This is a genomic window from Cytobacillus sp. FSL R5-0569 (assembly GCF_038007265.1).
In the GTDB taxonomy this organism is placed as follows: Bacteria; Bacillota; Bacilli; order Bacillales; family Cytobacillaceae; genus Cytobacillus; species Cytobacillus kochii.
Window position 1 is genome coordinate 1,352,102 of sequence record NZ_JBBOWW010000001.1, and the last position, 14,496, is coordinate 1,366,597.

The 14,496-nt window shown below is 35.4% G+C and carries 18 protein-coding genes; 13 read left to right on the forward strand and 5 right to left on the reverse strand.

Annotated elements, in window-relative coordinates; translation table 11 throughout:
* The first annotated feature begins 29 nt into the window (after positions 1-29).
* Both MKX78_RS07010 and MKX78_RS07015 read left to right on the forward strand, forming a co-directional pair.
* A complete protein-coding gene (locus MKX78_RS07010; protein ID WP_341050356.1) occupies positions 30-1,760 on the forward strand; it encodes an ABC transporter ATP-binding protein in 1,731 nt (576 codons plus the stop codon).
* Complete coding sequence (locus MKX78_RS07015; protein ID WP_341050357.1) at positions 1,750-3,567, forward strand: ABC transporter ATP-binding protein; 1,818 nt, start codon at positions 1,750-1,752, stop codon at positions 3,565-3,567. The genes MKX78_RS07010 and MKX78_RS07015 overlap by 11 nt, the downstream gene beginning before the upstream one ends.
* Before the next feature lie 66 nt (positions 3,568-3,633).
* On the opposite strand, the gene MKX78_RS07020 is transcribed toward MKX78_RS07015, so the two are convergent.
* Entirely contained in the window at positions 3,634-3,762 is a 129-nt protein-coding gene (locus tag MKX78_RS07020; RefSeq protein WP_095370014.1) for a YfhE family protein, read from the reverse strand.
* A gap of 324 nt (positions 3,763-4,086) precedes the next feature.
* Between MKX78_RS07020 and MKX78_RS07025 the strand changes: the two genes are divergently transcribed.
* Positions 4,087-4,458, forward strand: a complete 372-nt coding sequence (locus MKX78_RS07025; RefSeq protein WP_341050359.1) for a hypothetical protein — start codon at positions 4,087-4,089, stop codon at positions 4,456-4,458.
* 231 nt (positions 4,459-4,689) lie between these two features.
* On the forward strand, positions 4,690-4,824 hold the full coding sequence (locus tag MKX78_RS07030; protein ID WP_267892247.1) for a hypothetical protein: 135 nt from the start codon (positions 4,690-4,692) through the stop codon (positions 4,822-4,824).
* Between the two features lie 36 nt (positions 4,825-4,860).
* Here MKX78_RS07030 and MKX78_RS07035 read toward each other — a convergent pair whose 3' ends face one another.
* On the reverse strand, positions 4,861-5,772 hold the full coding sequence (locus MKX78_RS07035; protein ID WP_341050362.1) for a TIGR01777 family oxidoreductase: 912 nt from the start codon (positions 5,770-5,772) through the stop codon (positions 4,861-4,863).
* 102 nt (positions 5,773-5,874) lie between these two features.
* On the opposite strand from MKX78_RS07035, the gene recX reads away from it, so the two are divergent.
* Both recX and MKX78_RS07045 read left to right on the forward strand, forming a co-directional pair.
* Positions 5,875-6,684, forward strand: a complete 810-nt coding sequence (gene recX, locus MKX78_RS07040) for a recombination regulator RecX (protein WP_341050364.1) — start codon at positions 5,875-5,877, stop codon at positions 6,682-6,684.
* Positions 6,685-6,699: 15 nt separating this feature from the next.
* Positions 6,700-7,026 (forward strand): YfhH family protein, encoded by a 327-nt coding sequence (locus MKX78_RS07045; protein WP_095370010.1) that lies wholly within the window; start codon positions 6,700-6,702, stop codon positions 7,024-7,026.
* Positions 7,027-7,061: 35 nt separating this feature from the next.
* On the opposite strand, the gene MKX78_RS07050 is transcribed toward MKX78_RS07045, so the two are convergent.
* Both MKX78_RS07050 and MKX78_RS07055 read right to left on the reverse strand, forming a co-directional pair.
* Positions 7,062-7,220, reverse strand: coding sequence for a YpzG family protein (locus MKX78_RS07050; RefSeq protein WP_095370009.1), 159 nt, complete (start codon positions 7,218-7,220; stop codon positions 7,062-7,064).
* A 19-nt stretch (positions 7,221-7,239) separates the two neighbouring features.
* Entirely contained in the window at positions 7,240-7,410 is a 171-nt protein-coding gene (locus MKX78_RS07055) for a small, acid-soluble spore protein K (protein ID WP_095370008.1), read from the reverse strand.
* 121 nt (positions 7,411-7,531) lie between these two features.
* Between MKX78_RS07055 and MKX78_RS07060 the strand changes: the two genes are divergently transcribed.
* Positions 7,532-7,801: a YfhJ family protein gene (locus MKX78_RS07060; RefSeq protein WP_095370007.1), complete on the forward strand. Its 270-nt coding sequence runs from the start codon at positions 7,532-7,534 to the stop codon at positions 7,799-7,801.
* A gap of 77 nt (positions 7,802-7,878) precedes the next feature.
* Here MKX78_RS07060 and MKX78_RS07065 read toward each other — a convergent pair whose 3' ends face one another.
* Positions 7,879-8,859 (reverse strand): metal-dependent hydrolase, encoded by a 981-nt coding sequence (locus MKX78_RS07065; RefSeq protein WP_095370006.1) that lies wholly within the window; start codon positions 8,857-8,859, stop codon positions 7,879-7,881.
* Positions 8,860-8,945: 86 nt separating this feature from the next.
* Here MKX78_RS07065 and mutY point away from each other — a divergent pair, with 86 nt between their 5' ends.
* The 6 genes from mutY to MKX78_RS07095 all read left to right on the forward strand — a co-directional run bounded on the left by mutY (position 8,946) and on the right by MKX78_RS07095 (position 14,264).
* Positions 8,946-10,052 (forward strand): A/G-specific adenine glycosylase, encoded by a 1,107-nt coding sequence (gene mutY, locus MKX78_RS07070; RefSeq protein WP_307317989.1) that lies wholly within the window; start codon positions 8,946-8,948, stop codon positions 10,050-10,052.
* A 75-nt stretch (positions 10,053-10,127) separates the two neighbouring features.
* Positions 10,128-10,880 carry an enoyl-[acyl-carrier-protein] reductase FabL gene (gene fabL, locus MKX78_RS07075; protein WP_095370005.1) on the forward strand — a complete coding sequence of 251 codons (753 nt, stop codon included), beginning with the start codon at positions 10,128-10,130 and terminating at the stop codon, positions 10,878-10,880.
* A gap of 85 nt (positions 10,881-10,965) precedes the next feature.
* Positions 10,966-11,121 (forward strand): gamma-type small acid-soluble spore protein, encoded by a 156-nt coding sequence (locus MKX78_RS07080; RefSeq protein ID WP_224935696.1) that lies wholly within the window; start codon positions 10,966-10,968, stop codon positions 11,119-11,121.
* A 164-nt stretch (positions 11,122-11,285) separates the two neighbouring features.
* Positions 11,286-11,552 carry a YgaB family protein gene (locus MKX78_RS07085; RefSeq protein ID WP_307317986.1) on the forward strand — a complete coding sequence of 89 codons (267 nt, stop codon included), beginning with the start codon at positions 11,286-11,288 and terminating at the stop codon, positions 11,550-11,552.
* A gap of 261 nt (positions 11,553-11,813) precedes the next feature.
* A complete protein-coding gene (gene ntdP, locus MKX78_RS07090; protein ID WP_095370002.1) occupies positions 11,814-12,344 on the forward strand; it encodes a nucleoside tri-diphosphate phosphatase in 531 nt (176 codons plus the stop codon).
* 171 nt (positions 12,345-12,515) lie between these two features.
* Positions 12,516-14,264, forward strand: coding sequence for an ABC transporter ATP-binding protein (locus tag MKX78_RS07095; protein ID WP_095370001.1), 1,749 nt, complete (start codon positions 12,516-12,518; stop codon positions 14,262-14,264).
* The last annotated feature ends 232 nt before the right edge of the window (positions 14,265-14,496 follow it).

Consider the following 14,496-nt stretch of genomic DNA (forward strand, 5'->3'; position numbering starts at 1 on the left):
TAAACGAAGTATTAGTTTGGGGGAAAACTATGACAAAGATACTCAAATTTATTAAACCTTATCGAGTCGCGGCATATATTGCATTAATACTTATGCTTATTGAGTTATCAGTTGAATTGCTTCAACCATTATTAATCGGCAAAATTATTGATGAAGGTATTCTAAATAATGATATGAGTGTGGTCCTTTATTGGGGAGGTATGATGCTCCTACTATCATTAATTGCCTTCTTCTCAGGGATTACAAACTCATATTATGCAGCCTTCGTTGGACAAAATTTAGGATTTAGTATTCGAAAGAAACTAATGAAAAAGGTGCAATCTTTTTCATTCACCAACTTTAATACCTTTCCTCACGCATCCTTGATTACAAGAATGACTAATGATGTGACACAAGTGCAAAATATCGTGTTTATGGGCTTAAGAATTATGTTAAGGGCTCCTTTACTCATTATAGGTAGTCTTATATTAGCTGTCCTAGTGAATTGGCAGTTAGCGCTTATTTTTCTAATTACCATACCGGTTGTAGTGATCTTCCTTGTTATTGTGATGACTAAAGGCGGTAAGATGTTTAGGTCTGTTCAACAAAAACTGGATACAGTCAATAATGTCATGCAGGAAAGTTTAATAGGATTAAGGTTGATTAAAGCGTATAACCGCAGAACCCATGAAGTAAAAAAGTTTATGAATGTAAGTAATAACTTAAAGGAACAAACAGCAAGTGCTCTAAGATTGATGGAAGCAGCTATGCCTGCATTACTATTCATAATGAATGTTTGTATTATCTTTATTTTATGGATCGGTAGAGAACAATTGCAAGCGACAAATATAGAAGTGGGGGAAGTCGTTTCAATTATTAATTATGCTACGAGAATGACTACTGTCTTTTCAATGTTTTCATTCATCATTATGGCTTTTTCGAGAGCGCGTGCTTCATCTGAACGGATTGTTGAAGTACTTGAGGCGAAGATTGATTTAGAAGATGAAGAAGATGGCAAAAGCCTTGAGCAGTTAAAAGGAGCGGTTACATTTGAGCATGTCTCATTTAGGTACCCAGGGATGTCTACATATGTCTTAAAAGATATTAGTTTTCATATTCGTCCAGGAGAAACTGTCGCTATATTGGGTAGTACAGGTGCTGGTAAAAGTTCTATTCTACAACTTATTCCTAGATTATATGATCCTACTGAAGGTGCAGTTTATGTGGATGGTATGAATCTGAAAGATGTTAAAATGGATGATTTACGAAAGAGAATTGGTTTTACCCCTCAAGAGTCCATCTTATTTAGTGGTACAGTGGAAGAAAACTTAGCATGGGGTAAATCAGACGCGACTTTATCTGAAATGAAAGCGGCGGCACAAGACGCGCAAATACATGAAACCATTACTGATTTAAAAGATGGCTATGAAACAAAATTAGGACAAAAAGGAATTAATCTATCAGGAGGTCAAAAGCAAAGATTATCGTTTGCTCGTGCTTTAATTAGAAAGCCTAATATTCTCATATTGGATGATAGTACGAGTGCTTTGGATTTACAAACAGAGTCCAAAGTATTGGATGCGATTGATAAATATAAATGTACTTTATTCATTGTCACACAAAAATTAAGTACGGCCAAGAGAGCGGATAAAATTATGCTTATAGATGATGGAAAAATCATTGAAGAGGGAACACATGATCAATTGATGAATACATCTACTCTTTATCGAGAAATAGCGTATTCTCAGTCAGAACAGGGGGCTATGAATAGTGTTTACTAAAATAATGGCCCCATTTAAACAACCAAAGATACATAATCAAATTAACGATAGGAAGAAAAAGCAACGTAAGCCCAATGACTTCGGTGCGGTCATTAAAAGAATTTGGTCTTACCTTGCCATCTATAAAACACGGCTATTATTACTCTTTTTTATGATTGTCATTAGTTCAGCGATGTCTTTACTTGGTCCCTTTTTAGTAGGAATAACAATAGATAATTTTATAGAAGAAAATGAAGCGGTTGTTTTCGTTTGGTTATTACTAGGTTTACTTGTAACTTATATCGTTCAATCATTGTCACTATGGCTACAAAACTATTGGATGATCGGTGTGTCTCAAGACACTGTATTTAATATGCGCGCAGATTTATTCCGACAAATACACCGCTTACCTGTAGCTTTTTTTGACAAAAGACAACTTGGGGAATTGATGAGTAGGATTACAAATGATATTGAAAATGTTAGTGCGACTTTAAATAGTTCAATTATCCAAATCATATCTAGTGTTTTCACACTCGTTGGTACGATTGCAGTCATGTTATGGTTGAGTCCGTTGCTAACAATTCTGACTCTTTTAATCATACCGATGATGTTCTATGGAATGAAATGGATTACGAAGCGAACAAGTATGTTGTTTAAAGAGCAGCAAAAAAACTTAGGAGAAATGAATGGCTATATTGAGGAATCTATTTCTGGGCAGAAATTAATCAAAATGTTTTCACAAGAAGAGAAAGTGATGGATGATTTTTTGCATAAAGCAGAAAACCTAAGAATTTCTGGATTTTGGGCACAAACATTCTCAGGGTTTATTCCTAAGTTGATGCATTTATTGAATAATTTCAGCTTTGCCGTCATTGCTGCGATTGGCGGAATACTTGCATTAAACGGTGGAGTGAGCATTGGTACAATAGTTGTTTTTACAGAGTATTCTCGACAGTTTACAAGACCACTCAATGATTTAGCCAATCAATTTAATACGTTATTATCTGCCATTGCTGGAGCTGAAAGAGTTTTTGAGCTGATTGATGAAAAAGATGAATTAACGAGTGAAAAAGATAAGCAGATGCTTGAAAATGTAAATGGTGAGGTTATTTTTGATAACGTATCGTTTACTTACGGGGAAGACAGAGAAATACTTTCTCATATATATCTTGAAGCCCGTCCTGGTGAGACTGTTGCTCTAGTAGGTCCAACAGGCGCAGGTAAAACAACCATAATTCAACTTATTAGTCGTTTCTATGAAGTGAGTAAAGGGAGAATATTATTAGATGATCGTGATATCTCCACAATACATAAAGAGAGCTTACGATCATATATGGGCTTTGTTCTGCAAGATTCCTTTCTTTTTCAAGGGACCGTCAAGGATAATATCCGCTATAGTCATCTTGAGGCAACGGATGAGGATGTTATACAAGCTGCAATGAAGGCAAATGCTCATTCATTTATTATGAAATTACCACAGCAGTATGACACGACTTTGAGTTTTAATGGCAGCGGGATTAGTCAAGGACAGAAACAATTAATTAGTATCGCCCGTGCTTTTTTGGCACAACCAAAAATTTTAATTTTAGACGAAGCTACGAGTAATATTGATACGGTTACAGAGGTGAAGATTCAACAAGCATTACAAAAGTTGATGATTAATCGAACATGTTTTGTCATTGCCCACCGGTTAAATACTATTCAAAATGCGGATAGAATCTACGTATTAAAAGATGGAAAAATAATAGAAGAGGGTACACATCAATCATTGCTGAAAGAAAAAGGTTTCTATCATCAATTGCAAAATAGTAAAGAAAGAAGTGGTTAATTAAAGATGCCAGTACATCAACCTTGTGTTTGATGTACTGGCATCTTTTTTGATGAGAAAATAAATCTAATGTCTTTGCTGAAGGGGGTTTTTGGCTGCACGATCAGCACGTTTAAATTCTTTTGCATATGTAACTTCTTGCATGCTTGAAAGACCACTAAAGCTCCGTTCTTTCCTCTTTTTATCATTTGCCATAACATTCACCCTTTCTTATTAGTAGTAAACTTTATTAGATTGCCCTATTTTTACGAGTACCATACGATTGAAGTAAGAGATGAGGAAGTAAATAGAGAATAAAAGTGTTCGAGAAGGGGAGAGAATCGTGAAAGTGTTGGCTTTTTAGAAGGGAAAGAAACTGAGAGTGTCGCAAGAGGAAGAATAGCCTTCCTGTCGTCCTTAGAGGAGAAAAAGGAGAACTGCAGACAATACGTGTATATGTGAAAAAATGCAGCAAGAAAAGGGGGAGAACTGCGCGCAAACAGAAGATACGCGCAAAATGCAGCAAGAAAAGGGAGGGAATTGCGCGCAAAAAGTGGATACGCGCAAAAGACAGAAAGAAAAGGAAGAGAACTGCGCGTAAATGGTATATACGCGCAAAAGACAGGAAGAAAAAGGAGGGAACTGCGCGCAAAACGAAGATACGCGCAAAAGGCAGCAAGAAAAGGAAGAGAACTGCGCGCAAACAGAAGATACGCGCAAAAGGCAGCAAGAAAAGGAAGAGAACTGCGCGCAAACAGAAGATACGCGCAAAAGGCAGTAAGAGAAGGAAAAGAACTGCGCGTAAATCGTATATACGCGCAAAAGACAGCAAGAAAAGGAAAAGAACTGCGCGCAAACAGAAGATACGCGCAAAAGGCAGAAAGAAAAAGGAAAAGGACTATACCTAAATAGATTTTAAATCCAAAAACACAAAAAATCGCGAAAAAGCAGTTTTGTATTAATTTCCATAGGAGTACAAACAATCAAAAAGTACTTTGCTAGCTTGAAAATTATACAGAAATTCACGAGAGTGAGGAAATAGGAGAAATCACCGTCCTCAGAAAAGAATCATGCCCCAGATCGTCCTAGGGAAGAATTTCTTCCCCGAAAAAGTTCAATTAACTTAACGGAGAAGCACGGCGAATGGATAAACGACCATTCTTAGTAGAAAAGTGGTTAAAAGAAAAAATCAGAGCAAAAAAAGTGAAAGAAATGGTCTATTTACGTAAACAAAAGATGCGTGACCACTCAAAAGAATCACTTATCTTCTGTATTTAATCAACAGAGTGTATTTGTAACATCAAAATATAAAAGCTACTTCTGATAAATATCTTCTAATGCTTCTTTTAAATGAGTAAAATGAAAAGGGTAATCATGACTCAGAAGCTTATTTGGTGTAACTTTTTGCCCTTCAGTTACGAGCTTACTCATTTCACCAAGGATAGCTTTTACTGCAAATGAAGGGACAGGTAGCCAATGTGGTTTATGGAGCACAGTGCTTAATGTATGGCCAAACTCATTCATGGTTACTGGGTTTGGAGCAGTAAAATTGACGGGACCTTCTATTGATTCATGTTCAATCATATAAACGATTGCGGAGATAACGTCATTAATATGAATCCAAGAAAGCCATTGATTACCACTACCAATTCTACCTCCAGCAAAGAGTTTATATGGAAGGGCCATCTTAGGTAACGCCCCTGCATTTTTATCGAGAATGATGCCAAAACGACAACATATCGTGCGTATATTCCAATCTTTTTCGGCAGTTTTTGCTATATCCTCCCAGTTTTTAACGACAGTACTTAAAAAATCCTCACCAGAATAAGCACTTGCCTCGTCAAATGTACGCTTTTCTGATGTGCCATAATAGCCAACAGCACTTGCATTAATAAGGGTGTATGGCTTTTCGTTTAGATGATCGATTAGGCGTATTACCTCATTTGTAGCATGCATTCGACTATGGTATATTCGTCTTTTTCTTTCTTCAGTCCAACGACCACTGTTGATTGATTCCCCAGCTAAATTAATGAGGACATCTATTCCTTCTAGCATTTCTTCTGGTTCATCCCCTTCATTTAACCATTGAACAAAGTGGAGACCTTGTTTTTCTTGCTTCTTTCCTTTATTTCTTGTAAGTATATAAACTTGGTGATTTTCTTGTAATAATTGGTCAGTTAGTTTTTGTCCAATAAAGCCCGTTCCGCCTGTTAAAGCAATTTTCATGTTGACCCCTCCGCAAAAATTCTCTTCTATTTCTAAATGAATTCAATGAAAAGTGGATTTAAACCTGTTTTTTTTGTGGTAAAGTTAAAGTGAGGTGAGGATATGCCTACAATTACTAAAATTACGATTCAAAAGAAAAATAAAGATCGCTACAATATCTATACCGACAGTGAGCATGGAGAGACGTATGCCTTCAGTGTGGATGAAGATGTATTAATTAAATATAATATGAAAAAAGGGAAAGAGATTGATTCCTTACTCATCGGAGAAATTCAATTCCAAGATGAGATTAGAAAGGCGTACAATACGGCCATCCATTATCTTTCTAGTAGAATGCGTTCTGAATCTGAAGTTCGTACACATTTAATCAAGAAAGAGTATGCTGTTGAGTTGATAGATGAAGTGATCCATAAATTATATCAATACCAATTCTTGAATGATGAAGAATTCGCTATTGCATTTGTGAGAACCCAAAAGAATACGACAGATAAAGGTCCAAATGTAATTAGACATGAATTGAAAGATAAAGGTATAGCTGAAAAAATCATACAAGATGTTATAGAACTATACCCAAAGGAAGAGCAAGTTGAAACAGCCATTTCTCTTTGTCAGAAATATACGCTTAAATATAAAAAAGATTCCTCAAGAATGATGCAGCAAAAAATAGAGCAAATGTTAACGAGAAAAGGCTTCAGTTATGATATGATTCAGTTGGCACTTGAAGAAATACAATTAGATAAAGACGATGATGAGGAGATGGGAGCTCTGAAACGTCAAGCTGAAAAAATAAGTAGAAAATATAATCATGAAGAACCATTCATCTATGAGCAAAAGTTAAAGCAAGCGTTATTTCGAAAAGGGTTTCCTTTGCATTTAATTGATGCCTATTTAAAAGAAAATAAAGATGTATGAGGAGGTCTTTTTACTATGCAAGAAAAAAGGTATAGCCAATTGAGCGAATATGAGCTAAAACAAGAAATTGCTCAATTAAGAGAAAAATCTAGAAAAGCTGAGCAATTAGGAATGGTTAATGAATTCGCTGTACTGGAAAGAAAAACAGTGATGGCTAAGTCGTATTTGCTCAATCCCGATGACTTTATTACAAATGAAATATATGAAATAGAGGGAGATCCAGGCTCTTACTTTAAAATTGATTATATGAATGGCGTTTTTGCTTGGGGTTATCGCTTATCTGGAGATCAAGAGCAAGAAGCTTTACCGATTGCAATGCTCGGCAAGTTGAAAAATCTTTAAAAAGAGGATGACGTATTTATCATCCTCTTTCAGTGTTAAGGGGTTTTTTGTAAAGTTCGCTTGAGCTTAATAAGATTTTGCGTTTGTTGTGTCTCTCCATTTACTTGGTAATGTGCCTTTTTCGGATTGAAATGTCCGGATGCAAACGGACTGTTAAATTCGTTTTCACCAAAGATTTCTTTTTTGTTTACCATGTAAATTAACCCCCTAAGTTTAAAAATCAGTTGTATTGCTATTGCGATTTGATGATGCCTTCATCCGTTCCTGTGGCTGTGTTTGTATCGTTCCATCTGCTCTTTTGGAAGCAAACTCAGCTTTGGCACGTGGTTCACCGTCAAACTTATTGTGGTTCTGATTAGGGAAATGAGCGGCTTTATTACGCATCGTTTTTGCCTCATTTCTAAAAATATTTGCGAAGCGTCATTTATTCAACTTCGCCTATTCATTAGTATAAGCAAATACGTATTTCACACACGGAAAAAATAATTTGGAAGTAGGGTAAAAGATGAATGAATTTCAAAATAAACTTCTTAATCGTTTATTGGAAATAAATGATCAATTGTCTGTTCACATTGCCAGAACATGGATTGAATTGCTTTGGGAGGATTTTGAAGCGACCTATGCGAAGGCAGGAAAAAAATATCAGGGTGAAGAGATGACTGCTAAAGTAGTCAGCCAATGGATTGAAAATCATGGGGCTAAATTACATGAGTTTATCGCAAAAAATCCAAAATATAAGCATTTACTTGAGGAAGATAAAAATAAAATGAATTAAGCCATAAAAGAGAGCTCCCCCGTTCGTTAATAGGAGCTAATGGGGGAGCTTATTTGTTGTGTTTGCACATTTACTGTTTAATTTGTAATAATATCTAATTTCTTCTTCAATTTCTCCTCACTAAATATCCAGCCCGTATATGAGTTGATGATCGTTAAATCCTTGTCTAAATGGGCAACAGCAACAAATGGATAATATTCATTGCTACGATATCTTAAATCGATAAATCTAATTTCTACAATGTTTTCGATTGTCTCAATTTCCCATCTATATACTGGAGAAAAGGAAAGAAAGGCAGAGATATTCTTATCTTTCGTTGCTGCGTTAAAAATCGGTGTTTTTGGTATAGGTACACGCTTAAACTGATCAACAATACGAACTTGACCTCTAAGGGCGCGTCCAACAAAAAAGCTATCTTTATTTTTTATAGCAATTCTCCATTGGTTGTATTTCATAGTTGGTGATATAATGATTTCTGTTGCGTCAGGGATGAGCTTTTGAACTTTCGCTTCAACGGATTTCTTTGCAAAATAACGTAAAATATAATAAATAAATAAAATACAATAAATAACTAGGAATGTATATCCTGGGTCCATTCCGAATATCCACAGAAACAAGCCAAAGACGTGCATGGCAAAAATAAACGGATCAAATGTATTGATCATACCTAATGCTACCCATCTCGATGAAAATGGCCTTAAAGCTTGTGTGCCATAAGCATTAAAAATATCGACAAATACATGTAAAAATACAGCTATAAAGGTCCATAACCAAAGGTGAAAAAGATTTGTTTCCGGAAAAAATAAATAAATAACACCTGTTATTAGTAATGGCCATAGTATCACCGCTGGAATGCTATGAGTAACACCCCGATGATTTCTTATATATGAAGCGTTATTTTTTAATTTTAATATGGTATCGATATCTGGTATTTGTGATCCAATTATTGTACCGACCATTACACTTGCTGCTGTTATTGAACTATTGGCAACAACGGGGTCAAGTGTTGCAAGTCCTCCGAGCGCCAGTCCCATGACTACGTGAGTTCCGGTATCCAAAAGAGGAATTCCTCCTTTTTGTTTTTAATATTTTATTTAGTATATTCCCTAATTAACATAGTTTCAAATCATGGAGGTTAAAAAAAATGAACAATTCTCAACTAAAAGATAATCCTATAGATATTTATGCATTTCAACAGGATTTATTATCTTGGTTTGAAAAAGAGCAGAGAGACCTACCATGGAGAAAGGATAAAGATCCATATAAAGTATGGGTGTCTGAAATCATGCTCCAACAAACAAGAGTCGACACCGTTATCCCGTACTTTTTACGTTTTATGGAGGCGTTTCCTACAGTGAAAGATCTTGCAGAAGCGGAAGAAGAAAAGGTGCTGAAACTTTGGGAAGGTCTTGGTTATTATTCTAGGGCAAGAAATTTACAATCTGCAGTCAGAGAAGTACAGGAACAGTATGACGGAGTAGTACCTAACAATATTAAGGATATTTCTGCATTAAAAGGTGTTGGCCCTTACACTGCTGGTGCGATATTAAGTATTGCCTATGGCGAGCCAGAACCTGCAGTTGATGGCAACGTGATGCGTGTTCTTTCACGTATTCTCATGATCGAGGATGATATCGCTAAAGCTTCAGCGAGAAAAATATTTGAAGCAGCGGTAAGAGAGTTAATTTCTCATGACAACCCATCGTATTTTAATCAAGCTTTAATGGAGTTAGGTGCGCTTATATGTACGCCAACTTCCCCATCTTGCTTATTATGCCCAGTGAGGGATCATTGTCATGCTTTTTATGAAGGTAAGCAAGCGGAATTACCTGTAAAAACTAAAAAGGTGAAAAAAAAGCATGTTCAGATTGCTTCCGCCATTCTCTCTAATAGTAAGGGGCAGTTATTAATCCGCAAAAGGCCAAATAAAGGATTATTAGCTAATTTATGGGAGTTTCCTAATGAAGAAATTCATCTTCAAATCGATTCAGATAAACAGCAACTCCAAAATCAATTATCTAAGTCATACGATACGCATTTGAAAATTAAACAGCGTATTGGTCAAATCGATCATGTGTTCACGCATCTTACATGGCATATCAATTTGTATGAAGGGGAAATTCATTCAGTAACCGAAACAGAAAATGTAAAGTTAGTATCCTTAGAAGACATAAAAAAATATCCATTTCCCGTCTCCCATCAAAAAATGTTCAAGCAGTACATGCAGTATAAGGGGATAATGGATGAATGAGATTGTCAATCATAACACAACAAGATAAAATGGGTACGATGGAAGAATTGAACATTGAAAGGAGCAAGTTTTTAGATGAATGAAGGAAAAGTTGCACTAATTACAGGAAGTAGCAGAGGCATTGGCAGAGCTACTGCATTGAGACTTGCACAAGAGGGTTATGATATTGTTTTAAACTATGCTCGTAGTCGTTCACAAGCGGAAGAAGTCGCTCGGGAGATCGAATCATTAGGAAGAAAAGTATTAACAATTAAAGCAAATGTCGGCGATAATGAAAAAATAAAATCAATGTTTGCGCAAATAGATGAAACGTTTGGCCGTTTAGATGTTTTCATTAGTAATGCTGCATCAGGCGTACAAAGACCTATCATGGAACTAGAGGAAACTCATTGGAATTGGACAATGAATATTAATAGTAAAGCGTTGTTATTTTGTGCGAAAGAAGCAGCTAAGTTAATGGAGAAAAATGGCGGTGGAAAGATTGTCAGCATTAGCTCACTAGGTTCTATTCGCTACTTGGAAAATTATACTGTAGTCGGTGTTTCTAAAGCTGCTGTTGAGGCTTTAACAAGATATTTAGCTGTTGAATTAGCACCGAAAAATATATGTGTAAATGCCGTATCAGGTGGAGCAGTGGATACAGAGGCATTAAAACATTTTCCGAATAGAGAAGAGTTATTAGCTGAAGCAAGTGAAAAAACGCCAGCAGGTAGAATGGTCTCTATTGATGATATGGTCAACTCGGTCATGTTTTTAGTATCTGATGATGCTAGCATGATTCGTGGACAAACGATAATAGTGGATGGTGGCATCTCATTATTGGTTTGATGTAATATTCGGAATATAATTACTTCGAAAAAAATGGATAATTCCTCTCGCTCTGGTTAAATTAATGAGCGTGGAGGTGATTAGGATGGCTAAAAAGCAAAATCAACAACAACAAAACCAACAACAATATAATCAAGAATTTGCGAGTGAAACAAACGCTCAAGAAGTAAGACAACAAAATCAACAAGCTGAAGCTAATAAGCAAAAAGCGAAAAACCAAAACAACCAAAATCAACAATAGTTCTTCATTAAAAGGCGCTCCTTTTTTTCAAAAGGGGTGCTTTTTTATATTTAGTCTTCTTTTATTTCGACAAAAGTTCTATCTCATCAACAATAATCTGCAAAGGAATCGATACAAAAAAGATAGAATAGTTTAGAAAAGACTTTAAAGGCTGGTGTATTTTTATGAATGAATTTCAAGCATTGGTTGAAGAACAAATGAAAACAATGGATCATTTACTTTATTTGCAAAGTGAAGTGGAGAGATGTCATGAACTTCAAAATGAACTTTCTCGTTTACGCTCTAGAACAGCTGTAAGCGATATTCACAGTGAGATCCAAAAAATGAATGATGAATTAGATGAAATAGTGGCTGTATTCGAACAGCAAACGAATGAAGTTGTGAAATTGTTTCGCAAACAAAATATTAAAAATGCAAAGATTATCGTTTAGTAAACATATGTTAAAGGCAAGAATGATACAATAGGATGAGCATTACATACCTAATTACTGCTGAATCTACCGACAATTAAGCTGTCTTTGTTTTAAAATTCATTTTTTAACGTTATAATAAATAGAAAATAGGATCTGCACTTTGTTACCTTTAATCATCAATCAACTTATCGGAAGCATTATAGAAGGTAATAAGTTTGAGAGGATGTCCTTTTTAATAAAAGGTTCCAAAGCTTCCAGAAAGGAAAGTAGGGGAAAAGAATGGCGGTACCCATAGAAGGTGAACCGGTACAAATTCATAGTTATAAACATAATGGGCACATCCATCGCGTCTGGGAAGAGTCAACAATCCTTAAAGGTACGCAAAACTTAATTATTGGAGCAAACGATCGTACAATGGTTACTGAATCAGATGGTCGAACTTGGATTACGAGAGAACCGGCAATCTGTTATTTTCACTCACAATATTGGTTTAATATTATCGGAATGCTGAGAGAAGATGGCGTGTACTATTATTGTAATTTAAGCTCTCCTTTTATTTACGATGGAGAGGCGGTTAAGTATATTGATTACGATTTAGATATTAAAGTTTTTCCGGATATGACGTTTAATTTATTGGATGAAGATGAATATGAGCGTCATCGGCAAGAAATGCGTTACCCCACACCGATTGATAAAATCTTGTGGGCAAATGTGGACAAGTTGATATTCTTAATCAGACAACGAAAAGGTCCTTTTGCACCGGATTTTGTGGATGGTTGGTATGAAAGATACTTAACTTACCGAAGATAAAATGTTTTATTTGCGCCTGTTGATATGATAAACAACAGGTTTTTATTTGGCATGAAAAATAAATGGTATTATCTTTACATAATGAATATCTAGAAGGCTTGAAGAAGAAATGAATCATGACAATCTGGATAGATTAAAAGATAAATGAACAAAAAGGGTGACAGGCTAAAATTGAACATAATTAAAAGATATATGCATTTTGTTAAGCCGTATCGCCTACAGATTTTCTTAACAATACTAATTGGTATTGTGAAATTTGCAATACCATTGTTAATCCCGCTGTTAATTAAATATGTAATCGATGATATAGTCGGAAATGATGCGCTTACACAACCTGAAAAAATGACACAACTTTTAACGATCATGGGTATGATGTTGATTATTTTTATAATTGTAAGGCCACCAGTAGAATATTATCGACAATATTTCGCACAATGGGTAGCGAGCAAGATTTTATTTGATATTAGAGATAAACTTTTTACTCATATTCAGAAATTAAGCTTTAAATTTTATGCGAATAATCGATCAGGTGAAGTGATATCTAGAATCATAAATGATGTAGAGCAAACAAAGAATTTTGTTGTTACAGGACTGATGAATTTATGGCTGGATATGGCCACCATTATTATAGCTGTTGCAATTATGTTTACGATGGATGTTAAATTGACGATTGTATCGCTTATTTTAATGCCGTTTTATGCATTAAGTGTAAAGTATTTCTTTGGAAATTTACGAAGGTTAACAAGAGATCGATCACAAGCTTTAGCTGAGGTTCAAGGTTATTTACACGAAAGAGTTCAAGGAATGGCCGTTATTAAAAGTTTTGCCACAGAAGATTATGAACAAAGAAATTTCACGAAGCATAACAGTAACTTTTTATCAAAGGCTATTGATCATACAAAGTGGAATGCGAAAGCATTTGCAGTCGTGAATACAATTACTGATATTGCTCCACTCCTAGTAATTGCCTTTGCTGGATATCAAGTAATACAAGGACAAATCACTTTAGGTGTTATGATGGCATTTGTAGCTTATATTGACCGTTTATATAATCCACTTAGAAGGCTAGTCAATTCATCGACAACATTGACACAAGCTATCGCTTCAATGGACCGTGTGTTTGAATTAGTTGATGAAAAATATGATATTGATGATAAAGAAAATGCTATCCCTTGTAGAAATGTAGCTGGCCATATTGAGTTCAAAGATGTTCATTTTAAATATAATAATGAAGATGGTGCTGTTCTTCGTGATATTAATTTAGATGTGAAACAAGGGGAAACCATTGCACTTGTTGGAATGAGTGGTGGAGGGAAATCTTCACTAGTTAGTTTAATTCCCCGCTTTTATGATGTTTCAGGTGGGCGAATATTACTTGATGGTGAAGATATTCGTTCTTTCCAAGTAAGAAGTTTACGAGATCATATTGGTATGGTACTACAAGATAATATTTTGTTTAGTGAATCAGTAAAAGCAAATATATTACTCGGAAAGCCTGATGCTAGTGATGAAGAGGTCATTAGAGCAGCTAAGGCAGCTAATGCACATGGATTTATAATGGATTTGCCTGAAGGGTATGAAACGAAAGTGGGAGAACGAGGAGTAAAGCTTTCCGGTGGGCAAAAACAACGAATTGCTATTGCACGTATTTTCTTGAAAAACCCTCCAATTCTTATATTAGATGAGGCGACCTCAGCATTAGACTTAGAAAGCGAACATCTTATTCAAGAGGCATTAAATGATTTGGCAACGGATCGAACGACGTTTATCGTCGCTCATAGATTATCTACAATCACACATGCCGATCGCATTGTTGTTGTTGAATATGGTGAAATTGTGGAGACGGGCTCACATGAGGAATTAATGGAGAGACAGGGTCATTATTATAAGCTTTTCCAAGTACAACAACTCGAATCGTAATTAGATGGTAACGCTATCGAAATCACATTCATGTAAAATTCTTTTTAGAATTTAGACATGTATGTGATTTTTTAGTTTCTGTTGGCTTGAGTTAGTATCTGAAAACAGGTAGTTCCTAAGATACACTCGAATGTAAATGCAGATAAGGCTTGTGACTCCCGACTCTATAAAATATATAAATTGCTATTTTATTATATTAATAATTGGAAAATTCGGAATTATATTATAAAAA